This is a genomic window from Massilia sp. W12, from assembly GCF_037300705.1.
GTDB lineage: Bacteria > Pseudomonadota > Gammaproteobacteria > Burkholderiales > Burkholderiaceae_D > JACPVY01.
In genome coordinates, this window is record NZ_CP147776.1 from 4622641 (window position 1) to 4646326 (window position 23686).

The window sequence follows — 23686 nt, forward strand, 5'->3', positions numbered from 1 at the left end:
CGATTGTCATGAAGTCAGTACGTTCTGTCTTGAGCATCCTGGTATTGGCTGGCATGCTGAGCGGCGCAGGCGCGCAGGCCGCCAACCCGCCACAGAAATCCGCGCCGGCCAAAAAAACGCCGAAAAGCGCGCCCAAAGCCAACCCGCCTGGCGCGGCGCAAACGATTCTGACGCCGATTGATGACGCCGGCCATACGCGGGCGCCGAATCTGTGCCCTGATCTGAGCAGCTGTATTGACAGCATTCTGGCCAATGCCGGCCAATTTGATATGCGCAACACGATGGAAGCAATGTGGCGCATGCAACAATTTCCCGCCCAAAAACGCGGCTTGGGGCAAACTTCCGGCGAATGGCAAAAACGCGCCCGCGCCACACTGGAAGCCGGCGACTTGAAAGGCGCGCTGGACTTGTTGCGCGCCGCCTTGACGATCAATCCCGGCAATGAATTGCTGCATATCGAACTCGGCATGATGCTCTTGCAAAGCGGCGATCTGGCGCAGGCGGAGCGGAGTTTTCAGCAAGCGCTGCAATTAATTCCCTGGCGCACCCAGGCCTGGGAAGGACTGGCCCTGAACTACCAGGCCCAGGCGCAAGACGACAAGGCGGCGGCGGCGCTGGCGGTAGCCTGGGAATGGGCGATGAACAAATCCGCCTACAAAGCCGCACTGGCGGGCAAAACCAAACAGGCGATGTACGCCAAAGCGCTGGAATTGATCAACCGGCGCAATGAACAAACCATCGCCGCCTGGGAAAAAGTGCGGCAGGACAATCTGCAAGCGCCCGCAGATTGGCGCCAGCCGGTTTTGATTGAACGCGAAGGCTTTCAATGCAACGCGCCGCAATATCCCATGCAAGCCTTGCGGAATGGCGAAGAAGGCACGGTGCAGATGGATTTTTTACTGGAGCAAAACGGCCTGGTGCTGGACACCCGCATCAGCCAATCCTCCGGCGTGAATGATCTGGACGCCGCCGCCCGCCTGTCCCTGGCGACCTGCTTTGGCGTGCGCGTGCCGCCGCAGGGCCTGGGCGGACGGATTTTGCTCAGCACCCGCTACGTGTGGAAACTGGAATAGCAGCACATCATGCAAGGCGCCCGCAGCGTGGCCGTATGGCAAACTTTAGCGCGGCGCCGCTTTCAAACCATCTCTGCCAGCCTGAAGGAGTCAAGCATGCGCCCCACCCTGTCCGCCGCCACCCTGCTCTTGCTATTGTGCGCCGGCGCCCTGTCCGGCTGCGCCTGGTTTAAAAAACGCAGCCCGCCGCCAGCCGCCGCCAGCCCGGCCCCCGTGCTGCTGGGCAAACTGCCCTGCGCCATGCAATTGCCGCACAGCTGGCGCGTGCAGCAATTTGACGGTCTGACCCAGGCCAGCGATGGCGCCGGCAATCTGGTGGTGAATGCCGGGGTGGGCGGCGTGGATGAGACCCGCAAAACCTGGCAGGCGCTGCGCAAAGTGCGCAAACAATATGAAGACAACAGCCAGCGCTGGTTTGCCGAAGTGGCGTCCGACGCTGCTCACGCCGGCCTGCGCAGCTATATCGGCATCGTTGGCGATGCGCGACAAAGCTGTTTGCTGCAACTGTATTTACCGCCGGAACAGGAGATGCAAGCGCTGACGCTGTGGCGCGCTTTGCAATGGCCGCACCGCACGCCGCCACGCTATCCGGTGGGCGACGCCGCGCAATAACATCACGCCAAATCGATGGGCGCGGCGCATTCCGGCTTCAAACCCTGGCGCCCGGCGTAGGCGGCGCGAATCGCCGCCAGATCCTGCTCCCGGTCGCCGCTTAGCATAATGAAATCGGTGACGCCGATTTCGCGCTTGCCATAATCAATAAAACCCAAGCCAAGCGGGGCCTGCGCTTGCAAGGCGATGTGATAGAAACCGCTGCGCCATTGCGGCTGATAGCGGCGCGTGCCTTCCGGCGACATCGCCAGCCAAAACCAATCAGCCTCACGCATACGCGCCGCCAATTGCGCGCTGGCCCCGGTTTGCACATTCCGCACCACCGGCTCACCGCCCCAGGAACGCAAAATGCGGCCAAATAAAAATCCACACACGCCGCGAAACAGGCTTTCCTTACCGATCCAATTGATATGCACCCCGCAACACCATTTGGCCAGCATGCCCACCGGGAAATCCCAGTTGGATGTATGCGGGTACACGATCAACACCCCGCGCGGGCCTGGAAACGGCGCCAGCAATAAGCGCCAACCCAGGCGCAGCAACAACCACAAGGCCAGTTTTTGCTTGAGGGTGCGCATCTGCGCCTGGCTGACGCAATGCTCCTGACGGGTATCAGACATGATGTGATTCCGGAAAAATGTTGCTTTTGAGCACAGATAAAGCCGCATTATAGGCCGCTAACATGCGCAAACATGCAGTTTGGCCGCAGATTGCCTATAATTTATCTATCCGCCTGCCTGACGCTCCCTCCTTCCCGCGCCCGGCTTTTTCCTGACTACCCTGCTGCCTGGAGTTTGCATGACCTCCGAAACCGTCGATTTCTGGTTCGATGTGATCAGTCCCTATGCCTGGCTGGCGGCGCACGAATTGCCGCGTTTGCAACAGGCCGGCCTGCAAATCCGCGCCCGCCCCGTGCTGTTCGCCGCACTTTTGAATGCGCATGGCAATCTGGGGCCGGCGGAAATTCCGGCAAAGCGCGCCCATCTGGCGCATGATGTGCTGCACCGCGCCACCATGCGCGGTCTGAATTTTCAAGGGCCGCCGCATCACCCCTTCAATCCCCTGCTGGCATTGCGCATGTGTTGCGCCCAAAGCGATGACGCGCAGCGTCTGACGCTGGCGACCCGCCTCATGCGCGCCGCCTGGGAAGAAGGCGCAGACCTGGAACAGCCGGCGCAACTGCAAGCGCTGGCTGCTGCCTGCGGCCAGGACGGCGCCGCGCTGCTGGCCGCCGCCGCCAGCGCGGCAGTGAAACAAAGCTTGCAAGCCAATGCCGAGGCCGCCCTGGCCGCCGGCGTATTCGGCGTGCCCACCCTGGAATGGCGCGGTGAATTATTCTGGGGGGCTGACCGGATTGAACATATGCTCTGGCGCCAGGCTGGCCACAGGCCCGACCTGGAACGCATTCCCACCATCCTGGCGCGCCCTGCCAGCGCGCGCCGCAAACCATGACTGGACTCGCCATGATCGTCCTGCTCGACCCCAAACAAGACGCCGCCGCCCTGCACCATCTGTGGCAAAGCGCATACCGGCAAGAAGCTGATTTGCTGGGCGTGACCGATTTTCCACCCCTCAAAGTCAGCCGTGAAGAATTGCAAACCTCGCCCGCCCAGTGGTTTGGCGTGTGGCAAGGCGGCGCCCAATTACTGGCCGCCTGCGCAGTCGAAGCGCAAAACGATCACCACTTGATCAGCGCCATGCTGGTGGCGCCGCAAGCCCAGCGCCAGGGCCATGGCCGGCGTCTGCTGACCCATGTGTGCGAACGGCATCACGCCAAGCGCTTGCGGGTCGGCACAGCGCAAGCCAACCGGCCCGCCCTCGCGCTGTATGCACAAGCCGGCTTTGTTGCGGTCAAGCAACAGCAACTCCCCCTGCAGCAAGGCTGGCTTGATTATCTGGTGCTGGAAAAAGCCGCGCAAACGATGTAAACAGAAAGCAGAAGCCGGCAATCACGCACGGCAAGCAGGGAGGCTGGCATGTTGTATAGCAAATTGATTTTATTGCTGCTTTTGTTGTTCTCCTGCCTTCCCTTGCTGGCGGCGTCCTGGCTGGTGGATCACAACAACAGCAGCGCCTGGTTTGCCGTCGGCTATCTGGGCAATGGACAAGTCAAAGGCCGTCTGGCGGTGCAAGCCGGGCGGGTCGAATTCGACCGCCAGGCCCAGCTGGCGCAAGGTGAAATCGGCTTCGATATGAATTCGGTGCAAACCGGGCGCAGCAATCTGGATCATTTCATCAAATCCGCCTCCATCTTTGACAGTGCAAACTATCCCGACATGCGTTTTCGCGCCATGCGCCTGGAATTTGACGGCCTGCGCCTGCAGGCTGCGCACGGAGAATTGCAGTTGCGCGGCGTGACGCGCCCGGTGCGGCTGGAAGTGAAACGGCTGAGCTGCGCCGATCAATTACCCCATCTGTTTGAAAGCGGGCGCAACCTGGATGACAATCTGGAGCGCGCCTACTGCCAGGCGGAATTCGTGACCTCGATTTCGCGCAGCCAATTCGGCATGGATGCCTATTCGCTGCTGGTGAAAGATGAAGTGGACATCGCCGCGCAATTGGTCTTGCAAAGGATGGCGCCGTGAAGCGCTGGCGCCGCTTGTGCGCTGCGCTATCGGGCTTCGCCGCCTGCGCCTTGCTGGGCGCAAGCCCCGCTTTGCATGCGCGCGAATTCGTACTGGACGCCAGCCACAGCAGCATTTATTTCGCCGTTCCGCACTATGCGCGCAGCGACATCCGGGGCCGCCTGCCACAGTGGCGCGCAAACCGTCTGTGGTTTGATGGCCAGCAAGGCGAGGTGGAGATTGAAATTGACGCCAGCCAGATCGACAGCGGCTCGCGCCTGCTGGATAAAATCATCGCCTCGGAACAAGTGCTGGACGCCGAAAACCATCCGCAGATCCGTTTCAGCGCACGCCAATTTGAATGGCGTGACAAGCAATTGCATGCGCTGCATGGCGAACTCACTTTGCACGGCGTGCGCCAGCCGCTGAGCTTGCGCGCGCAGCGCTGGCAATGCGGGCGCATCCGCATCGTGCTGATAGAGCGCGAAGTCTGCGGCGGCGTGCTGCGCGCTGAATTTGCGCGCAGCGCGTTTGGCATCAAACGCTATTTACCCGAGGTGGGCGATATGGTGCAGCTGGAAATTTCGATTGAAGCCAGCCCGCGTTAAACAAAGCGCATTCAGCCGACATCGGCGCGCTGGCTGCCGATCAATTTACAACCGCATTCGGTGACGCAATTTTCGACCGCCACCGCGATGCCATCCAAGGTCATCGTGGCATGCCCGCTGACAATTTTGTTAACCCCGTGCGGTTTGCCGCCGGGATACACCAAGGGACAGGAAACCTGATCGCCCACGCGCGCAATCGGCCGCCCGTCGATATCGTGCTTGGGCGAACCGCTGATCACGACGCCGCCATGGTCGGTTTTATCACCGACGGTGATGATTTTGAGGGACATATAGACTCCAGATGCAGCGCCCTGCCTCAAGGCTGGCGCGACAATTATCATATTCACAATTCGCGCCATATTCTTTGCCTTTGGGCGCAGTTAAATCAAAGCAAACCAGCTGCAATTTTACGTTCACTTATTCAGAGGTATAGCGCGTATGCATGTGAAACTGTAACAGTTCAGCTGGATTCAGGCTAAAAGCGCAGGCTGGGTTGAGCGCAGCGATAATCCTGCGTCCGACAACACTTGAGCCACAAATGAGCCAGCGTAAGCGATAAGCAAGATCGACAGCTGTCGTTTCATATTGCTGAAACAGGTAGAAAAAACAGTAACGATAGTTTCATGCCTCTATAGGGGCTGAATAGACACGCTTAATTTTTATTTTCCTGGTTAATAGTATGTGCCTTACACCAAAGTAAGGCGCTTTGTACCGACGTCACAGACTCAATTAAGCCGCGATAGTTGGCCATATTCGCAATTTACGCCAAACTCCTCACCTTTGGGAGCAGTTAAATCACGGCAAACCAACTCCAATTTACCATCCACTTTTTCTGCGGTGTAGCGGGTGTGAATGTGAAATTTACGCTTTTCCACCAAATCGGTAGCACGCCAATCCAGTTCATAGCCATTATTGATGCGCTTAATCACCGGCAACTCATCTGGAGTGGGCTTAGGCCCACCTTTGGTAGATTGCACATTGCGCCATAATACAAGCAGAGATGCAGTTTTAGCATCATACAAAAGATAATTAACTTCCCGGTGATATTTTGCATCCTTGCCTGGTTTTTGATCATATTCAAAGCCAGGGCAGATTTTGCGCACCAGCGCCATACCGGTTTCCGCATGCAAAACATTGAATTGATAAGCTGGACATACATTATTTTTAGCGCCATGTGGCACACCAGCATTAAATGCATCAATCTTACTACCCTGCACGAAAACAAGGCGCCCAGTTTGCGGCTGCAATTGCATCTTGAAATTATCAGATTTTATCAGTAGCACTTCCAGATCCTGAGGTTTGACGCTCTCGGAAAACAAAACAAATTGCCTCCAGCGCTGCTGATCTGTACCAGTTTTCAGAATCTTCTCCTCTCTTTCCCTGGCCTTGCGATCGATGATTTCAGTTGGTGATTCCCCAGTTGCTGTATTAGAGGGAAAATCGGCCCTGGCTGCAAAAAAAATACTGAACAACAGCAAGAGTGACATACTATTTTTCATAAATTCAAATTCTCACTTTTATAACTCTGTCCATATAGCATGCGCTACTATATTCTTCCCCTTTTGCAGGGTGTTGAAAACACTAGCTACCGCCAATTTTTCATGCCATACATAGTTGAATTTTGATAGTATCAACTAGATATAGTAAAAAATTTCTGAATATCTTCATTTATCAACGCCCTGTTACATCTAATGCTCAGGGAATTCGTGGTATTTGGCCATATTCACAATTCACACCAAATTCTTCGCCTTTGGGTGCGGTTAAATCACGGCAGACCAATTGCAATTGACCGTTCACTTTTTCTGATGTATAACGCGTACGAATGTGGAATTTTTTATTATAAACGGGATTTAATGTATTCCAATTCATTTCATAGCCATTCTCAATCTTGTGAATTTTTGGCAATGTTTTAGGCTCAGGATATGCCCCATCTTTGCTTGTTTGCACATTTCTCCACAATACAGTCAAAGATGATGTCGCCTCATCATAAAGAAAATAATTAACTTCAAGATGGAATTTAGCCTCTTTTCCAGGCTTAGCATCAAACTCGAAGCCTGGACAAGTTTTGCGTATCACAGCCATCCCAGGTTCCGCATGAATAACACTGAATTGATATTCTGGGCAAACATTGTTCTTTGTACCATGTGGAACTGCCGCATCAAATGCGTCAGTTTTCTTTCCTTGAATAAAGAGCAAGCGCCCGAATTGTGGTTGTAACTGCATTTTGAAATTCTCAGATTTAAGCAAAAAGATTTCAAGATCTTGGATTTTTTTGCTGTCTGAAAACAAAATCTTATCAGCCCAACGCTGTTTATCAGTGCCTGACTTGAGAATTTTCTCTTCCCTCTCACGTACTTTTCGCTCTGCGATTGCTGCGGGCGCCTCGCCTGTTGCTGTATTAGATGGCATATCTGCATAGACACTGCATGAGACCCCGGCCAATCCCCCCAACCAACACAGTTTCAAAAAAATATTCATATCAATCATTTCCTTATGTTTTTAATAAACAATAGTGGATCAAGCCTATTAGCTAGCCCTGAACATGTCATCTGAGCAATTTTACGAACCTCAAAATGGAGGTGAGCACCATTTTCTATAGTTGTCATATTAGATGCATTACCACTACATCCTGATTTTCCTATGATATCACCTGCATGAACATAGGTACCGTGAGGAACACCAAAATTCGATAAGTGCGCATAGAAAAAGCCTATCGTTTTTTGCCCAGGGTTGATTTTTTCACAAAGAACTGCCATGTCTTCAGGCAAGTCATTAATTCCAACTTCGAGAATTATGGTATTGCCATAATCTGATTTCTTCGATATTTCATTTGTGTATACTCTACCATTGGCTACCGCATAGATAGAAGTGCCGGGTAGCGCAACCAGATCAACACCTTGATGTGATTTACTTCCACCTTTTCTCACCATCCCGAATTTGGCGCCATGAAGTTCTTTACCGTTAACAACTCTAACGCTTAATAAAGCAGTCCTCAAAGTGCAATTGGTGAGAGGATCTACCCAATATCCTCCCCCTGTTGATGTAGGAGGAGCTGCAGTGTGCATCGATGTAGGTGCTGCTGCAGGTTTGGGCATTGGTTTTGCAACAAACTCGCCACCCAAACCTGCTAAAATATCAGAAAACTTACGCACAGGCAATTGCAATTTTGGATCATTCACCATGAAATGGTTGACATTTATTTTAAAATCAATATAAGAATACAACCATCCACGATACGCCATTACTGGAGAGCCTTTATATTGCTCAAGAATTTTTCGCAATCGATCGGGGTTTTTTCCTTCTGGATCAATCTGTGATTTTAAACGCGCAAGAGCAACGCTATTATCAAAACTGTCCTTGTACTTCCCCATTCCCATCACTTGCAACGCGCCCCCAACCCCCTCATGATGTAAAAAATAAGCAATTTTCGCCCTTTCCTCAGGGGGCAAACCCGACACCGATAACTTGCTCAGTCTCTCAAACTGTTTCAAATTCAATTTGGCATAGCTGGCTGCGGCATCTATAGCGTATTTGGCGACCAGTCGCTTTTTCAAGCGGTCACTTTCCTTTAAGCTGCCACATTCTTGATGCAAGAGCGATTGTGGATCTTTAAACACCTCTGCCCATGCAGCAGGAAAAAACTGGGCTAAGCCTTGCGCCCGTTTGGGAAAGCTCTCATTTGAATTTTCCAGCCAATGCCCCGGATTCTTGCTCTTCTTGCCAGCTTTCGCAGCTTCCGCGTCCACCAGGGCAGCTAATGCCTGCGGTGTCTGCCCATGTCGGCTGGCGGAGTCGATCAGATATTTGCGGTACTCTTCATTGGCAGGTGGTAAACGCAGATTCTTTTCCGTGTAGATACTGGCCATCGCGTGCATGGGCGTGCCTGCCTCCGTTCTGGTCTGCTCTTGCACGGTCGCGCCTGATGCTTTTTGTGCTGCCTGCGCACTGTTTTTTTGCACAGTCGCCACCGCTGCTTCCTGCTTACCTTTTTGCGGCAATAAATTCCCTTTCAAACTCACCTGCCGCGAATCAATCCCGACCATCCATTTGCCTGGCGCAAGAACTTGCTGATCCACCACTTGCACCAGTTTCTTTTCCATGTCTTCGATCCAGACTTTCAGACCTTGCGCATGATCATTCACAGCCACCTGCAAAGTTTTCAGACCTTGCTCGAAAGATTGCACCACCGTTTTACCATCGTATTCCAACTTGATGTTTTTTGGCGTAAAGCTGTTGAAATCCAAACCACGAAATTGTAGCTGAAGCAAGCAATCCGGCACACCTGCCGCGCCAGGAAGCTTTATCTTCTGCCCTACCGCCAAATGATGCACCTGGCTGCCCTTCATCCCATTCAAATGCGCCAGCGCATCCACGGTTGTACCGTGCGCTTTGGCGATTTTCCACAGGGTGTCACGCGGTTTTACCACATATTCGGCCATCTTCTTTTCCTCACAGATGTTCGCTGTCGCGATCTTCATCCAACACACCCGGATCAAATTCGCCCAACTCTTCCAACTCGTCCACAATCTCTTCAAACTGCACGCTCCACCCCTCGAATCCGACCAAAGCGTTATAAATCTGATTGTGCGCTGCTTCCACTTTTTCAGTAATGCCGCTGGCGTCCAGCACCTTTTTGGCCAGCACTTTTTGCTGCTCGGGATCAAAGAATGTCACCACCGCATCTTGCAATGCCTTGCCTTCCGCGCTCAAGGCCATCACGCTGATTTCATGCGGGCCTTCTTCTTTTACCGGATTCAATTCGATTTTCACCGGTATATTTTTCGGCCCGACCATGCTGTGGGTGGCAGCGTGCGCCACCCATGGCCCTTTGCAACCCTGCTCTATGCCGCCGGCATTGAGCTTGATATAGCTGCCGCCGCCATTGATCACCACTTCTTCTTTTGCAGTGATAGTGATGCGCTCCGCTTCCTGCTTGATATCGAGCTTGGCCAGAATATTGATATTGTTTTTCAGCGCTTCAATATCTATATCGCCGCCAGCGGCAATCAGCTTCATGCCCGCCTTATGTACAAACAGGCGGAAGGTGTTGCGGATGCTGGCGAACAGATTTTTTCCGCTGGCAATCGATAAGTTCTTTCCGGTGGTAAGAGCGGTATGCTCATCGCTGCAAATATGAGTGGATTTGCGCGTGGTGCTGGCGATGCCTGCCGGACTGGCCAAGACCAGATGCGGCGCCGCCAATTCCGGAAAGTCATCACCGGCGGGAGCGCCGCGAATCTGCTGGTTTTGCTTTTTCAGCTTATCCAACACTTCGTTCTGTCCCTCATCCTGTGCGCCGTGCTGCTCTGCCAGTTTGGTCAGCACTTGCTGCTGCTCGCGCGCCGAATACAGGCGATGCATAGTTTCCGCCATGCTCTTAGCCGGCCCGGCGACATCATCACGCGCTTCGGTGGTCAGCAACATGCCGCTGCCGGCGCGCGCCACGCCCCAGGCATTGGTCGCCAATTCCCAACCTTCGCCGCGCGCATCGCGCCGCCCGCTGTTATTTTCGATGCGGGTAAGCGCCCCTAAGCTGAGTTGGCTGCAGGCATGATCACTCTTTAATTGCGCCTGAATGTTGTCTTGCGTATCGTCCAATATCAAATGATTGCTGCGCCCCCTGGCGCCATTGCCGCCGCCGGGTTGCAGTTCGCGACTGCGCAAGCCGGATAAAGCTTGCTGTGAAGGTAAGCGCCAGGGCGGCATATTGCGTGCGTTATACACCGAACCGATAATGATTGGCCGGTCTGGCGAGCCGCCCAGCCACTGCACCAAGACTTCTTGCCCGATGCGCGGCAAATTCATCATGCCTAATTCACCGCCGGCCCATTGGCTGGAAACACGCAACCAGGCGGTATTTTGCTCACCCTCTCTGTCCCAATGAAAACGCACTTTGACGCGGCCAAAGCCGTCAGTATGGATTTCCTGGCCGGACGGCCCGATCACAGTGGCGCTATCAACGCCAGGCATGCGTACGTCATGACTGTTAAAACCCGGCCCGGGTCGCCAGTCATATTGCAAAGGCACGCAAGTAAAGCTGTTTTCATATTGCGCCGCGGCTCCTGCCTCATTCAGGAAATTATTGTCAGCCTGGTGCCGCACTGAAACCAATAAATATTCCTTCGCCTCATCTTCCAGGAACTGTCCCAAACGGTCGCGCTGCAAACGGAACCAACGGCCTGGTTGCATACGGCGCACATTGCTGCGGCCTTGAATACGCACCCCTTCGGTTTGCAACTGGGCCACGCGCACTGCAGCCTGCTGCGCGCCATGCGCCGCATCTTTAAATCCGTATAAATCCTGATATTCATAGACTTCGCGCGCAGACGCCTTGCCCAGATCATGCGCGCCGCTGGCATGTGCGAATTGTGTTGCCGGCTGCTTGAAATCCCAGCTGGAAAGGCTGGCGCTGCCTGAGCATAATTTGTGTTGCGGCTGCCACTGTAAAATTTTGTCATGCCGGTTATCACCGCCAGCGTGATGCCACACCACGTCTGCTGCGCCATCTATTGGATCCGCATGCCCTGAACTGTCCGATAAAATCAGGCGATGTCCTTGCAAGCTGTGTTCGTACCAGTAATGCCAACCCATCTCCTCCCAGCGCCGGTGCAAGTAATTGTGATCCGTCTCATCAAATTGGCAGGAGTAGGTGCGCTCCGGGTCTGCGCTGCGCATGCGGAAGTCATGTTGCGCCATCCCGCTCTGTAAAAAAATTTCCTTGCTTTGCGCCTGAATCGATTGCCGATGGAAAAGGCAATTGGTCTTGCGCAAGGCGAATTGCGCCAACCAGGGGGTGAGGATCAACTCGTAGTGCGCCAAGGAATTTTCAACTGCGGTGCGGGTAAATTGCTGGCAATAACCGTTGAAAAAACGGCTGCGTCCATCTTCCCCCTTCAACTCAACGCAAATCATGCGTCCCTGCACCTGATTTGCAGGAATGTGCCAGTCGTCAGACAATGCAGTAACGGTATAACGATAATCACGCGATAAACTTTCCTCTGCATCGAGGCGATTAATCAGCAAACCGGCATCAGGCCCATCCTCGTGTGGAAAGTACATATAAAGCAGGCGCACGCCGCCGCGCCGCATCAATTTTGCGATTTTTTCCGCCGGGGAGAATTCCATCAATTCGCTCTCTGGAAATAGTTAAAACAGCTATGTAAATTAAATGTAAAACGTCTTGAGAATGCACGCATCAGAATGGCTCATGTGTTCTACTCATTTTCTCATAAAAACAGCACTGCAACAATGCAAGCATAGCTTCCTGTTCATAAGTTCTCACAAGATTTTCATATGAGAAACTTTCAACAAGATGCAAAAATTTTCATTTCTGACCCCATATCTTGACAAAACATCAAAAACACTGCTACAGTAACACCTATTGCAGGCCAAGATTGCATGCAATCTCAACAACAATCACATCCGGGCATCAGAACCGGGGCGTGCCGGGATTCTCCCGCAGACGATCAGCATTCAAATCAGTTTCCATCAGGAATCAGTTAATTTTTAATTGATACCAGCATCATTTGTTTCACCGCCAGGCCGGATCCAAAAACAGGCCGGCCCAGCCAGGACACAGGAGAGAAAACAAGGACACGGTAGCCATACCGGGAGGGGCTTGCGCGCATTTTGCGCCGGTTCCGCTGGATGGGCAGGCCCGCCTTGGGCCGCCTATCCCGAGAGAGGAGACTGCGAACAGACATGAATGCCGGACCAAGAGACGGCCAGCTGTTTGCGCCATATCGCACCGTGCCGCGCGCACGGTGTTTTTTTATCTGCACAAAACGCCTGTGTTAGCATGGCGCATCGCTATTCTCTGCACATTTGTATGTCTGATCTCAGCCGTTTTTCCGCCGTCGTTGCGGCCCCTTTTGGCGCGCTTGGCATCGTCTGCGATGCGCATGCGGTGCAGGAATTGATTTATCTGCCGCCCTCTTTTCAAACCCGGCCGCCAGTCAATGCGCTGGCGCAACGTGCGGCGCAACAGGTGACGGCTTATCTGCAAGACGCGCAAGCGCCTTTTGATTTGCCGCTGGCGCCGCGCGGCACCTTGTTTCAGCAAAAAGTGTGGCAGGCGATTTGCGCAATTCCCGCCGGGCATGTGCAAACCTATGGCCAAATCGCACGCGCTTTGCAATCCGCGCCGCGTGCAGTGGGCCAGGCTTGCGGCGCGAATTGGTTTCCGCTGGTGGTGCCCTGTCACCGTGTCACGGCGGCGCAAGGTTTGGGCGGTTTCGCGCACGCCACTGATGATTTTCATCTCGGCGTCAAGCGCTGGCTGTTACAACATGAAGGCGCACTCCTGCTGTGAAACGCAAACCGGAACCCTGGCAATTGCTGCCGCTGGAGGCGGCCAACGGCGAGGCGATTGATCGCTTTGTCGATACCCTGTGGCTGGAAGAAGGCTTGGCGCGCAATACGCTGGAAGCATACCGGCGCGATCTCGAATTGCTGGCGCGCTGGCTGCAGGCGCATCAATCCTGTTTGCTGACACAGGCGCAAAGCCACCAGCTGCATGCCTATTTCGCCGCGCGTCATATGGAAACCAAGGCCAGCAGCAGCAATCGGCGGCTGGCGGTGTTGCGCCGTTTTTATACCTTTGCTGTTCGCTGTCATTGGCGCCAGGATGATCCCTGCGCACGCATGGAAAATGCCAAACAGGGGCCGCGCCATCCCAAGATTTTGAGCGAAGCCCAGGTCGAAGCGCTGTTGGCGGCGCCGGACTGCGCCACGCCCCTGGGCTTGCGCGACCGCGCTATGCTGGAATTGATGTACGCCAGCGGTTTGCGTGTTTCGGAATTGGTGTTGCTGCCGCTGAATGCCGTCAGCATGAATGATGCCGTGCTGCGGGTGCAGGGCAAGGGGGATAAGGCGCGCCTGCTGCCATTTGGCGAACATGCGCTGGCGCTGCTGCAACGCTATCTGGCGCGGGCGCGCAGTGAGCTGTTGCAGGGACAGATCAGCGACGCCTTGTTCGTCACCGCGCGCGGCGGGCCGATGACGCGCCAGATGTTTTGGGTCTTGATCAAGAAATATGCGCTGCAGGCCGGCATCCGCAATCCCTTGTCGCCGCATACCCTGCGCCATGCGTTCGCCACCCATTTATTGAACCATGGCGCAGATTTGCGTGTGGTGCAATTATTGCTGGGACACGCTGATATCACCACCACGCAAATTTACACCCATGTGGCGCGCGAACGCTTAAAGCAATTACACGCGCAACATCATCCCCGCGCTTGATATGTCTGTCACTTTACATCACATCAATATCAGTGCGCCGGCGCAGACTTTGCGCGCAGTGCGCGATTTTTACTGTGCCCTGCTGGATCTGCAGGAGGGTGCGCGTCCGGCGTTTAACAATCCCGGTTATTGGTTGTATGCCGGGCCGCATGCGCTGCTGCATTTGACGCAAAGGAGCGAATCTCATTGCCGCAGCACGCAAAGACAGCACAGTACGCTGGATCATGTCGCTTTCGCTTGCAGCGATCTGCCGGCGCTGCGGCAACGTCTGGCTGACATGCAGTGCGCCTTCAGAGAAGTGCAAATTGCGGCGCTGTGTGACCAGCAGGGACAAGTTGTGATTCCCGCGCAAATCCAGTTGTTTTTGCAAGATCCCGGCGGCAATCAGATTGAATTGAATTTTGAACTGCGCCAGGCAGCATAAAAAAACCCCGCATACATGCCTGCACGCGGGGTAAGGAGGAAAACCCGGGGGTTTAGCACCGGATTTACAGCGAACCGTTACTCATGATTTTTATCAGCTAACACATGCGGGGCGGCGGCGCCATGCGCGGCGCCATCCTTGCCATGCCAGAAGCGCAGCGCACGCTTGCCCAGGCTGTCGAGGTAGGTGTAGGCCACCGGCACCACGATCAAGGTCAGCAAGGTCGAAGTCAGCACGCCGCCGATCACAGCTCGTCCCATCGGGGCCTGGATTTCACCGCCATCGCCGCTGCCAATCGCCATCGGTAACATGCCAAACACCATCGCCAGCGTGGTCATCAGAATCGGGCGCAAGCGCACTTGACCGGCTTCCAGCAAAGCTTGCATGCGTTCCTTGCCTTCACGCTGCGCCTGGTTGGCGAAGTCCACCAGCAAAATCGCGTTCTTGGTCACCAGCCCCATCAACATAATGAAGCCGATCAGGGAGAACATATTCAGCGTGCTGCCTGTCACCAACAGCGCCAGCAGGACGCCGATCAAAGACAAGGGCAAGGACATCATAATCGCCACCGGCTGCAAGAAGCTGCCAAATTGCGAGGCCAGTACGAGATAGATGAAGATCACGGCAATACCCAGTGCGGTGGCGAAGGAAGACAGCATATTCGCCTGCTCTTCCGCCTGGCCGCCGATATCAAAGCGCACCCCGTTTGGCAACTCTTTCTTAATTTCTTCCAGCACTTTGTCGATTTCCTTGTTGACGTCGCCCGAGGGACGGCCTTCAACATTGGCGTAAATCGCAACCCGGCGCATCAGGGCCTGACGCTTGATCACTTGCGGGCTGGAGGACGGCACAAATTGCACCACCTGACGCAAGGGGGCCATCACCGGTTTGCCCTGCTCATCCACGCGGCCAGTGGCGATCATCAGATTTTCCAAATCGCTGATTTTTTGCCGCGCTTCTTTCGGCAGTTGCACATTCACGTCATAGTTTTGTCCATCCGGCGCAAGCCAGCGTGTCACCGCGCTGCCCGCCACCAGCGGACGCACCGTTTCGCCAATCTGCTGCGGCGTCAAGCCCAGATCGCTGGCCACCTCATTATTGATCTTGATCACGGTGGCCGGATTTGCGCCAGCCTGGCTGTATTCCATATCCACCACGCCCTTGATCTGACGCAGACGCGCCATCAATTTCTGCGCAGTCGCTTCCAGGCCGGCTTCGTTCTGTCCCAGAATCGCGATAAAGATCGGTTTGTCATTGCCGCCCACTGAAAATTCGATGCCGCCGATGTTTTGCATGCGTTGCCGGATTGCTTTTTCAATGTCTTTCTGGCTGCGCCGCTTGACCTTTTCCTTGTCTTGCAGCTTCAAGCGCATGGTGACATTGTTTTTACTGTCATCGCCCACCACGGTGGAGACTGAGACCACTTCCGGGAATTTTTGCAAAGCCTCTTCAATCTGCAAGGCTTTGGCGTTGGAATATTCCAGACTGGAGCCAACCGGCATTTTGAAATTCAGCGAGATTTCACCTTCATCGCTTTCCGGGAACATTTCCCCGCCCACCAGCGGCACTAACATCAAACTGCCGACAAAGATGGCAAAGCTCAAGCCCAGCGTGGTTTTGCGATGGCCTAAGGCCCAGGCCAACACCCGTCCATACAGGCGGTGCAAGGCATCGATGCGGTGCTCAATCGCTTGCATCATGCGCCCCAGCCAGGGAACATATTTGAAGCGGTTTTCCGCCGGATCCGGCCATACTGCGGACAGCATGGGATCAAGTGTGAAACTGACGAACAGCGAAATCATGACCGCGACCGCCACCGTAATCCCGAATTGCAGGAAGAAGCGGCCAATAATGCCATCCATGAAGGCCACCGGGACAAACACCGCCACAATGGCGAAAGTGGTGGCCATCACCGCCAGACCGATTTCATTCGTACCGTCATTCGCCGCCTGGCGATGGCTCTTGCCCATGCCGAGGTGACGCACAATGTTTTCCCGCACCACAATCGCATCGTCAATCAGCAAGCCGATTGAGAGCGAGAGCGCCATCAGGGTCAGGGTGTTGATGGTGAAACCGAACACTTTCAAGGCGACAAAGCTGGCGATTACCGAGATCGGCAGGGTCAGCGCGGTAATCACCGTGCTGCGCCAGGAATGCAGGAACAGGAACACGATCAAGATGGTCAGCAAGCCGCCTTCAATAATCATGCGTTTAACGTTATCGACCTGCTTTTGCACATAGTCCGAAACCATGAAGGAGACTTCCAGCTTGACATCCGGCGGCAGCTCCAGTTTGACCATATCTTGCACGGCTTTATACACGCCCTTGCCGACTTCGGTGACATTCGCGTCTTGCATCTTGATCAGATCGAAGCTGATCGACGGCTTGCCATTGATGCGCGCCATGGAAATGCGTTCACGTTCGCCATCAATCACTTTGGCCACTTGCTCCAACAGCACCGGGCCGTTGGCGCGACGCGCGACGATGATTTTATTGAATTCGGCCACGCTCTTGATGCGTCCCTCAATCCGCACCAATTGTTCGCGCTGGCCAAAGCTCATCGCGCCTGCCGGCATATTCTGGTTATACACTTGCAGCGCGCGCATCACTTCATCGACGCCAACGCCGAAGGCGCTCAATTGATCCGGGTTGAGTTGAATCGCGATTTCACGCGTACTCACGCCGCCGACGCGCACTTCACCCAGGCCGGGCACATTTTGCAAGCGCTTGGTGATGAGTTGTTCCGCCAGATTCGATAATTCGCGCAAATCGCGCTTATCGGAAGTCAGATTCAAATGGCCCAGGTAGGAATTGTTTTCCCCATCGCCGCGCCCGATGAAGGGGTCTTTGACATCTTTGGGAAAACCCGGCTTGATCGCCGCCACTTTGTCGCGGATCTCCTGCACCGCCTTATCCATATTCGCATTCAAATCGAATTGGATAAACACGCCGGAGCGGCCTTCCCATGAATTGCTGCGGATTTTGCGCACCCCGGCCACGGTATTGACCACTTCCTCAATCGGCTTGGTCAGATCCTGTTCCACCTGTTCCGGCGACGCGCCCGGATAATTCACCATAATCGAGGCGAATGGCAGTTGCACATTCGGCATCGCTTCCACCGGCAAACGCTTGTAGGCGAACAGACCGAGCACCATGATGCCAATCATCACCATGGTGGCGAACACCGGATTATTGATACTGGTTTTTGTGATCCACATAATATGTCCCCGCCGCATCAAGCCATGCGGCCCGGTTTCAGTGCGGCCGCTTTGCCGGCTTTCTGCGGCAGTTTCACTTTACTGCCAGGCTTCAGGCTGTCGCTTCTGGTCAGCAAGACTTCATCGCCGGCCTGCAAACCCTGGCTGACTTCCGCCACGCCTTCGGCTTCATTGCGCACGCCGAGTTTGACCGCCTGGGTTTTGAGTTCGCCGTTTTTGATCAGATACACCACGTCCTGCCCGCCTTCCTGACGCAATGCCAGCAGGGGCATGACCGGGGTTTGGCGCGATTTTTCCACCGCCACCACGCCGCGCGCATACATGCCGCCTTTCAGGCTGCCATCGTTTTGCACTTGCACATACACGGTGAGGGTGCGCGAAGCCGGATCGGCGGTGGGGTTGATGCGCTCCACCTTGCCGGTAAAGCGTTTTTTCTCCATGCCATCGACACTGAACTGCACGTCCTGGCCGGCATGAATGCGCGCCACCTCCGCCGCCGGCACCGCTGCTTCCAGGGTTAAGCGCTCCAGATTGACCAGGCCGAATACCGGCATATCCGGGGCCGCTTTATCGCCGGCTTGCAAATAGCGTTTGGAGATTACGCCGGCAAACGGTGCGCGCACGACCGAGTCAGCCAGCGCGATGCGCGCCACATCCAGCTGGGCGCGGGCGGATTTGAGGTTGGCCTCGGCCAGTTCGACACTGTTTTGCACCTGGTCGTAGGCGTTTTGGGAGATGTATTTCTGCTGCAGCAGGGCTTGATTGGTGTGATGATTTTTTTGCGCCATGGATAGGCGGGCGCGCGCTTCATCGACTGCGGCTTGCTGGCTGGCCAGGCGGGCTTGCAGATCGGCGGTATCGATGCGCGCCAGAATCTGCCCTTGCTGCACACTCATGCCTTCTTCAACCAGGCTTTCAAGCACAACGCCGGCGGCGCGCGCTTTGATGGTGGCGCTGCGCGCCGGAATCAAGCTGCCATGCAAAGCAATATGCACCGGCAGTTCGCGCAGGCTGATGGTGTTGACGTCGGCTGCAGCCAATTCATAAATCGGGGCCGGCTGTTCTTTCTTTTCTTTTTTTTCCGGCGCATTGCCGGCCTGAGATTGACTGACCATCCAGCCGCCGACAGAGAGTCCGGCGACCAGCACCGCCAGCAGTGGCCAACGCAAACGCTTGATTGTGCCTGATTGTTTCATGATGCCTCTTCCTGATAGATGAATGCGGTGCGGTATGCGACCTGACGCACTGCCCGATCTGGCGCCGGGCTGCGTCTCCAGCTTTGCACTGTAAAAAAAGCTGTGCATACAGACTAGCGAATTGCGATAAAACGCATTTTTGCGCAGCTGAACTGCAAAAAGGCGGGAGGAAGTGCGCAAAATGCGCGATGAAATGCAAGCGCACAAAATGCCGCCGCAACCAGCGCCGGGCCAGTTGCGACCCGCAATCGCCCACGCCAAGGGACGGACATGAGGTGTTTTTGCGCTGACCCCGCCGGCTTTGTTTGCTGTATGACGATGGCATAACGCACTCCTTGGCCCGCTTGCCGCGCCGCCTTTCCTGGCAACGGCAGCCGGACTTTCATTATCGGAGTTGGCGCGCAAAGTGCAAGCCCGGATCTTTCGGGCGCGCCGGCGATGTGCGGATGGCGTGGCCGGCGCCGGCGGATATCAGCGGCGCGCGCATGCTGATCAGAGTTTGCGCAGCGCTTCTTCCACCTGTTGCCGGGTTTTGGCGTCAAGCTGGGGCAGCACTTTTTGCCATTTTTCCGCGTCTTGCACTTGCTTTTGCTGTTGTTCGCTGAGTGCGGCGGGGGCGGCGGGTTGGCGCATAAACAGCGCCTGGCCGGCCAGGGTGAAGAGCGCAGCCAGGGCGGCGCTGATGGCCATTTGCGGCCAGGGCAGGCTGGCGGCGGGCGCGTTCCGGGGCGCTGCGGCGGCCGGCGGCGCGCTTTGCGCTGGCGCTGTGGCCGGTGCGACTTCGGGCGCAGCGGCGGATAAGGGCGGCGCGACGGGCTGGCGCGGCGCGCCCTCCTCCCAGATATCGTCATGCCGCGCAGCGGCTGGCTGGGCCGCGTGTGGCGCGCTTTGCAGGGCGGGATGCGCCAGCAAATTACGTCCGGCCTGCTCCAGCAAGCCAAGATGACGCGCCACCGCTTCATCCAAAATCGCCTCATTCATCACCACCAGGGCGAACGCTGGGTCATTCAGATCAATTTTGATGCCGGTCTTTTCCAATACCAGGCTGCGCAATTTCTGCTGATCCATGACGCCCCTCTCACCAATTGACTTTGTCGAGTTGCTCAAAGACATCACGGAAAAACAGCTTGATGCGTTGTTTTTCCATGATGTTGAATTTCTCGCTTTGCAGCACTTCGTCCAGGGTGAGGCGGCCAATATTCATCTTTTTCAAATCCGCGCCGAAGGTGTCGGGGTTGCGCGGCGCTAAGCAGATGCGGCCACGCACCCGGGTCGAGTGTTCGTAGTAGGTGGCGGATTCGGTGAAGAGTTTGCCGCTGGCCGATTGCAACAGGCCGAAATGCTGGTTTTCCCACAGCACCAGCGGGGCTTTGGTGGCTTTCGCGGTGGAGACAAAGCCGGTGGCGGTGTCGTGCAGGGTGTCGCCGCCGCCGACAATGGTGTGGATATACACTTTGCGCCCGGACTCTTCCAGCATGCCAAGGCAATCGTTTTCCAGCAGATAGGACATCAAGGGCGAAAAGCTGTTGGCCCCGTTGTCGATCACGCAATTGCCTTCCCCTTCCAGGATGTCGATCATCAATTGATCAAAGCGCTTGGGTTCAATCAGGCGCTCATCCGTCATCACCGGGACATGTTGGACATTCAGCGCTTTGTAACGCGAAAAGGTGGGGTTTTCCTGATCGGTATCAAAGCAGCGCAGCGCCTGCTCATCTTTGCTGCGCACCCATTGCGCCAACAGGGTGGAGACAAAGGTTTTACCGATCCCGCCCTTGCCCTGCAAAATGAAATGCACCGTATTATTCATGAACACTCCATGCGGCGCGCCGCCGCTTCAAGGGCCACCGGCCCGGCTTGTTTGAAATCAGTGGCATGCGCGGCTGCCGATATCGCGCAGCGCGCCATCTGTTGTCAGAAATTGCCAATCGTAGCCATTTTCGCGCAAGACCAGCTGCAACACGCCATGCGCATCATTGAATGCGGCCTGGCTGTGCGGCCTTTGCAACAAAAAGGATGACAAACGCGTGCCGCCAGTGCCGACCACGAATTGCGCGATGCCATCCGGGCGCGCATTGCCGTTGGCGTCTTGCGGGGCAAACCGCTCATAATCATGATCATGCCCCGCCAACACCAGTTCGGCTCCGGCGTCTTGCAAAATCTGCCAGGCTTGCTGCATCCGCTGGTCATTGCCATGGCCGCCCGAGCTGTAGCGCGGGTGATGCCAGTAAGCCAGGCTGCAGCGCGCCGGGTTTTGCTGAATTTCCTGGCGTAGCCAGTCAAGCTGACGCTGCATGGCCTCGCCTTTTAAATTGCTGTTCAAGGCATACAATTGCCAGCCCTTGAATGTTTTGCGGTAATAACCCAGGCCGGCCGGCCCGGCTTGTGCGCCGAAATAAGCGTAATACGGCAGCGCGTCTTTGCTGTAATACTCATGATTACCGGCAGCGGCCCAGGTGCGCTGCAAAAAGCGGCCCCAGGTGGGCGCATAACAGTCGCGCAATTCTGCTTCAGACGCCACCACATAGGCGTTGTCGCCCAAGGTCAAGACCTGGGCTTGCGGGTCGCGCGCCAAGCGCTGCTCAATCAGCGCAGCGGTGGCGGCGGCAGGGCTTTGCAGCGCGGCATGCCGGCGGCAATCAGCAATATCGCCAGCCACATACAGAATCTGCGCGCCCGCGCCCGCAACGTCCGGCAAACCCCGGGGCGCCCCGGGCGGCGTGCTGACGCATGCGCTTAAAACCAATGTGGCGCCAAGCAGCGCCGGGATGGATGTGTGAACACGAAACATGCCTGAGGCCATCTTGCAACTCCTGAAACAAACAGATGGGCAATCTTACACTGCGCCGCCAGCACAATGCAGGCGCGGCGCAACAAATGCATATTTCACATGCGCCATTTTCCATGGTTCTGAGTATCATAGAGATATTCACAGCCTGCCGGAGTCCGCCCGTGACTGCAGAACTGCAATTGGATAAGGGTGAGATTGATCGCCTGAACGCACAAAGCCTGTCCTGCCTGGTGTCCAACCGGCAGGAAGCGCGCCGCTTGACCGATATCGCGCTGGCTGCGGCGCGCCGCCTGCAATATGATCGCGGGGCCTGGATGGCGGAATTAAACCACGCTTCGCTGCTGTATTACGGCGGGCAAAACGAGGCGGCGGAGCAGGTGGTGCGCCCGCTGGTGACGCGCTTTCACGCGCTGGGCGATCTGGAAGGCGAAATGGCGGCCCTGGTTTGTCTGGGCGCGCTGGCTTCGCGGCGCGGCGACTTCAATTCTTCCGGCCAGCATTTTGACAATGCCTTGCAATTGGCGCATCAAATCCCGGATTCCCTGTACAAATTTTCTCTCTTCAACCGGATGGGGATTGACGCCCTGTCACGCGGCGACAGCCGCAGCGGGCCGCGCAATTTTCTCTTATCACTGGATATGGCCGAGCGCTTCGGCACTGCCGCGCACCGTGTGAATGCGCTCTCCAATCTGGCTTCTTCACAACACGATCTGGGCAATGATGAAGATGCGATTCCGCTGTTGAGCGAGGCGCTGGGGATTTTGGATAATCAACATTTGCCGCATTTGCGTCCGCTGGTGACGGCCAATCTGGCGATGTGTCTGCTGGCTTCGGGCAAGGCGCAGGATGCGCAAGTCTTGCTGGAACCGTTTTTGGAAGAAGGCGGTTTGGCCGAGGGCGCGGAACATGCTTTCATCCAATGTCTGGCGGCGCATGCGCTCATGCGGCAAAACGTGCAAGAGCGCGCGCTGTATTTTCTGCAGCTGGCGCAAAGCAAGGCGATCCAGTGCAATGATTATGAAGAGCAGATGCATGCCTGGCTGCTGTATGGCATGTATCATTTTGCGCGTGGCGAAGCAGAGCTGGCGCTGGATGCTTTGGGCAAGGCGGAAGAATTATTGAGCGTACAGCGCAATCCTTTTTACCAGCAGCAGATTTACAAAGGATTCGCCGATCTGTATGCGCAGTTGCAGGATTGGCGTCAGGCTTATCATTATTTGCAGCTGTACCAGATGCATTACGAAGCGCGCGCACGCTCGGCGCGCGATTCGCGGATTCTGATGCGCAATCTGGAAAAAGAAATGCGCATTCTGAAGGAAGAGCGCGACCGCGCGCTGGAATTGCAGGCAGCGCGCGAAGCGGAAAACCAAAAGCTGGAAACCCTCAACCGCGAGCTGACCCATCAAATCCACCATGTCAGCACGGTGCGCGACAGCCTGAAAGAACAGGCGATCCGCGATCATTTGACCGGCTTGTACAACCGGCGTCATTTTGAAACCTGTCTCAACGCCATCCTGCATGAATCAAGTGGCCGCTTCCATGTGGTGGTGGTGATTCTGGATCTGGATTTCTTCAAGCGCGTAAATGACACGTATGGCCATGCGTTTGGCGATGAGGTATTGATGCAATTTGCGCAGTTGGTGCAAAGAGAGGTGCGCGCCGGCGATATGGTGTGCCGTTATGGCGGCGAGGAGTTTTGCTTATTGCTGCGCGCGATTGACGCCGCCACCGCGCAGCACAAAATCCGTCAGATCGCGGAAAAATACCGCAAGCAGCAAATCCGCCTGGAGCAGCACATGATTGAGGGCTGCACCTTTTCCGCCGGCATCGCCGAATATCCGCGTCACGGCGCCACCCGCCATGAATTGCTGATGCGCGCCGACACCGCTTTGTATGTGGCGAAAATGAATGGGCGCGACCGCGCCGTGATTGTTTCAGAAGGCGAGAATTAAGCCACGGCCCA

Annotated in this window: 21 protein-coding genes; 10 read left to right on the forward strand and 11 right to left on the reverse strand. The window is 55.6% G+C overall.

Annotated elements, in window-relative coordinates:
* The first annotated feature begins 8 nt into the window (after positions 1–8).
* Together V8J88_RS18695 and V8J88_RS18700 are read left to right on the forward strand one after the other, a co-directional pair.
* Positions 9–1073 carry a TonB family protein gene (locus tag V8J88_RS18695; protein ID WP_338845742.1) on the forward strand — a complete coding sequence of 355 codons (1065 nt, stop codon included), beginning with the start codon at positions 9–11 and terminating at the stop codon, positions 1071–1073.
* Positions 1074–1082: 9 nt separating this feature from the next.
* On the forward strand, positions 1083–1685 hold the full coding sequence (locus tag V8J88_RS18700; RefSeq protein WP_338845743.1) for a hypothetical protein: 603 nt from the start codon (positions 1083–1085) through the stop codon (positions 1683–1685).
* A 2-nt stretch (positions 1686–1687) separates the two neighbouring features.
* Here V8J88_RS18700 and V8J88_RS18705 read toward each other — a convergent pair whose 3' ends face one another.
* A complete protein-coding gene (locus V8J88_RS18705; protein WP_338845744.1) occupies positions 1688–2305 on the reverse strand; it encodes a 1-acyl-sn-glycerol-3-phosphate acyltransferase in 618 nt (205 codons plus the stop codon).
* Positions 2306–2483: 178 nt separating this feature from the next.
* Here V8J88_RS18705 and V8J88_RS18710 point away from each other — a divergent pair, with 178 nt between their 5' ends.
* The 4 genes from V8J88_RS18710 to V8J88_RS18725 are packed head-to-tail and all read left to right on the forward strand — an operon-like array spanning position 2484 to position 4857.
* Positions 2484–3137, forward strand: a complete 654-nt coding sequence (locus V8J88_RS18710) for a DsbA family protein (RefSeq protein WP_338845745.1) — start codon at positions 2484–2486, stop codon at positions 3135–3137.
* Positions 3134–3613: a GNAT family N-acetyltransferase gene (locus V8J88_RS18715; protein WP_338845746.1), complete on the forward strand. Its 480-nt coding sequence runs from the start codon at positions 3134–3136 to the stop codon at positions 3611–3613. The genes V8J88_RS18710 and V8J88_RS18715 overlap by 4 nt, the downstream gene beginning before the upstream one ends.
* Positions 3614–3661: 48 nt before the next feature.
* A complete protein-coding gene (locus V8J88_RS18720) occupies positions 3662–4270 on the forward strand; it encodes a YceI family protein (protein ID WP_338845747.1) in 609 nt (202 codons plus the stop codon).
* The gene (locus tag V8J88_RS18725; protein WP_338845748.1) at positions 4267–4857 is read left to right on the forward strand and encodes a YceI family protein; all 591 of its coding nucleotides are present in this window, start codon (positions 4267–4269) and stop codon (positions 4855–4857) included. The genes V8J88_RS18720 and V8J88_RS18725 overlap by 4 nt, the downstream gene beginning before the upstream one ends.
* A gap of 11 nt (positions 4858–4868) precedes the next feature.
* Here the strand turns inward: V8J88_RS18725 and V8J88_RS18730 are convergent, their stop codons facing one another.
* From V8J88_RS18730 to tssI, 5 genes are all read right to left on the reverse strand, one after another.
* The gene (locus V8J88_RS18730; protein ID WP_338845749.1) at positions 4869–5147 is read right to left on the reverse strand and encodes a PAAR domain-containing protein; all 279 of its coding nucleotides are present in this window, start codon (positions 5145–5147) and stop codon (positions 4869–4871) included.
* A gap of 435 nt (positions 5148–5582) precedes the next feature.
* Positions 5583–6356: a hypothetical protein gene (locus V8J88_RS18735; RefSeq protein WP_338845750.1), complete on the reverse strand. Its 774-nt coding sequence runs from the start codon at positions 6354–6356 to the stop codon at positions 5583–5585.
* Positions 6357–6552: 196 nt separating this feature from the next.
* On the reverse strand, positions 6553–7335 hold the full coding sequence (locus tag V8J88_RS18740; RefSeq protein ID WP_338845751.1) for a hypothetical protein: 783 nt from the start codon (positions 7333–7335) through the stop codon (positions 6553–6555).
* 5 nt (positions 7336–7340) lie between these two features.
* On the reverse strand, positions 7341–9296 hold the full coding sequence (locus V8J88_RS18745; protein ID WP_338845752.1) for a LysM peptidoglycan-binding domain-containing M23 family metallopeptidase: 1956 nt from the start codon (positions 9294–9296) through the stop codon (positions 7341–7343).
* Between the two features lie 10 nt (positions 9297–9306).
* Positions 9307–11982: a type VI secretion system tip protein TssI/VgrG gene (gene tssI / locus V8J88_RS18750; RefSeq protein ID WP_338845753.1), complete on the reverse strand. Its 2676-nt coding sequence runs from the start codon at positions 11980–11982 to the stop codon at positions 9307–9309.
* Positions 11983–12685: 703 nt separating this feature from the next.
* Here tssI and V8J88_RS18755 point away from each other — a divergent pair.
* From V8J88_RS18755 to V8J88_RS18765, 3 genes are read left to right on the forward strand one after another with little or no spacing between them, the layout of a single operon-like run.
* Positions 12686–13168, forward strand: coding sequence for a methylated-DNA--[protein]-cysteine S-methyltransferase (locus V8J88_RS18755; RefSeq protein WP_338845754.1), 483 nt, complete (start codon positions 12686–12688; stop codon positions 13166–13168).
* On the forward strand, positions 13165–14097 hold the full coding sequence (xerD, locus tag V8J88_RS18760) for a site-specific tyrosine recombinase XerD (protein ID WP_338845755.1): 933 nt from the start codon (positions 13165–13167) through the stop codon (positions 14095–14097). Before V8J88_RS18755 ends, xerD begins: the two co-directional genes overlap by 4 nt.
* A 1-nt stretch (position 14098) precedes the next feature.
* Positions 14099–14521 carry a VOC family protein gene (locus tag V8J88_RS18765; RefSeq protein ID WP_338845756.1) on the forward strand — a complete coding sequence of 141 codons (423 nt, stop codon included), beginning with the start codon at positions 14099–14101 and terminating at the stop codon, positions 14519–14521.
* 77 nt (positions 14522–14598) lie between these two features.
* Here V8J88_RS18765 and V8J88_RS18770 read toward each other — a convergent pair whose 3' ends face one another.
* The 5 genes from V8J88_RS18770 to V8J88_RS18790 form a co-directional block, all read right to left on the reverse strand.
* Complete coding sequence (locus V8J88_RS18770; protein ID WP_338845757.1) at positions 14599–17739, reverse strand: efflux RND transporter permease subunit; 3141 nt, start codon at positions 17737–17739, stop codon at positions 14599–14601.
* Between the two features lie 17 nt (positions 17740–17756).
* Positions 17757–18935, reverse strand: coding sequence for an efflux RND transporter periplasmic adaptor subunit (locus tag V8J88_RS18775; protein WP_338845758.1), 1179 nt, complete (start codon positions 18933–18935; stop codon positions 17757–17759).
* Between the two features lie 492 nt (positions 18936–19427).
* Positions 19428–20003 (reverse strand): hypothetical protein, encoded by a 576-nt coding sequence (locus V8J88_RS18780; RefSeq protein WP_338845759.1) that lies wholly within the window; start codon positions 20001–20003, stop codon positions 19428–19430.
* A gap of 10 nt (positions 20004–20013) precedes the next feature.
* Complete coding sequence (locus V8J88_RS18785) at positions 20014–20742, reverse strand: hypothetical protein (RefSeq protein ID WP_338845760.1); 729 nt, start codon at positions 20740–20742, stop codon at positions 20014–20016.
* 57 nt (positions 20743–20799) lie between these two features.
* Positions 20800–21735, reverse strand: coding sequence for a metallophosphoesterase (locus tag V8J88_RS18790; RefSeq protein ID WP_338845761.1), 936 nt, complete (start codon positions 21733–21735; stop codon positions 20800–20802).
* A 149-nt stretch (positions 21736–21884) separates the two neighbouring features.
* Between V8J88_RS18790 and V8J88_RS18795 the strand changes: the two genes are divergently transcribed.
* Positions 21885–23675, forward strand: coding sequence for a diguanylate cyclase (locus V8J88_RS18795; protein ID WP_338845762.1), 1791 nt, complete (start codon positions 21885–21887; stop codon positions 23673–23675).
* Positions 23676–23686 lie beyond the last annotated feature (11 nt).

Bases quoted from the DNA above. Each gene is read 5' to 3' on its own strand.
- V8J88_RS18775 (WP_338845758.1), bottom strand. From the start codon at position 18,935: ATGAAACAATCAGGCACAATCAAGCGTTTGCGTTGGCCACTGCTGGCG.
- V8J88_RS18770 (WP_338845757.1), bottom strand. From the start codon at position 17,739: ATGTGGATCACAAAAACCAGTATCAATAATCCGGTGTTCGCCACCATG.
- V8J88_RS18720 (WP_338845747.1), top strand. From the start codon at position 3,662: ATGTTGTATAGCAAATTGATTTTATTGCTGCTTTTGTTGTTCTCCTGC.
- V8J88_RS18740 (WP_338845751.1), bottom strand. From the start codon at position 7,335: ATGAATATTTTTTTGAAACTGTGTTGGTTGGGGGGATTGGCCGGGGTC.
- V8J88_RS18780 (WP_338845759.1), bottom strand. From the start codon at position 20,003: ATGGATCAGCAGAAATTGCGCAGCCTGGTATTGGAAAAGACCGGCATC.
- V8J88_RS18755 (WP_338845754.1), top strand. From the start codon at position 12,686: ATGTCTGATCTCAGCCGTTTTTCCGCCGTCGTTGCGGCCCCTTTTGGC.
- V8J88_RS18790 (WP_338845761.1), bottom strand. From the start codon at position 21,735: ATGGCCTCAGGCATGTTTCGTGTTCACACATCCATCCCGGCGCTGCTT.
- V8J88_RS18705 (WP_338845744.1), bottom strand. From the start codon at position 2,305: ATGTCTGATACCCGTCAGGAGCATTGCGTCAGCCAGGCGCAGATGCGC.
- V8J88_RS18700 (WP_338845743.1), top strand. From the start codon at position 1,083: ATGCAAGGCGCCCGCAGCGTGGCCGTATGGCAAACTTTAGCGCGGCGC.
- V8J88_RS18785 (WP_338845760.1), bottom strand. From the start codon at position 20,742: ATGAATAATACGGTGCATTTCATTTTGCAGGGCAAGGGCGGGATCGGT.
- V8J88_RS18765 (WP_338845756.1), top strand. From the start codon at position 14,099: ATGTCTGTCACTTTACATCACATCAATATCAGTGCGCCGGCGCAGACT.
- V8J88_RS18715 (WP_338845746.1), top strand. From the start codon at position 3,134: ATGACTGGACTCGCCATGATCGTCCTGCTCGACCCCAAACAAGACGCC.
- V8J88_RS18695 (WP_338845742.1), top strand. From the start codon at position 9: ATGAAGTCAGTACGTTCTGTCTTGAGCATCCTGGTATTGGCTGGCATG.
- V8J88_RS18745 (WP_338845752.1), bottom strand. From the start codon at position 9,296: ATGGCCGAATATGTGGTAAAACCGCGTGACACCCTGTGGAAAATCGCC.
- tssI (WP_338845753.1), bottom strand. From the start codon at position 11,982: ATGGAATTCTCCCCGGCGGAAAAAATCGCAAAATTGATGCGGCGCGGC.
- V8J88_RS18730 (WP_338845749.1), bottom strand. From the start codon at position 5,147: ATGTCCCTCAAAATCATCACCGTCGGTGATAAAACCGACCATGGCGGC.
- V8J88_RS18735 (WP_338845750.1), bottom strand. From the start codon at position 6,356: ATGAAAAATAGTATGTCACTCTTGCTGTTGTTCAGTATTTTTTTTGCA.
- V8J88_RS18710 (WP_338845745.1), top strand. From the start codon at position 2,484: ATGACCTCCGAAACCGTCGATTTCTGGTTCGATGTGATCAGTCCCTAT.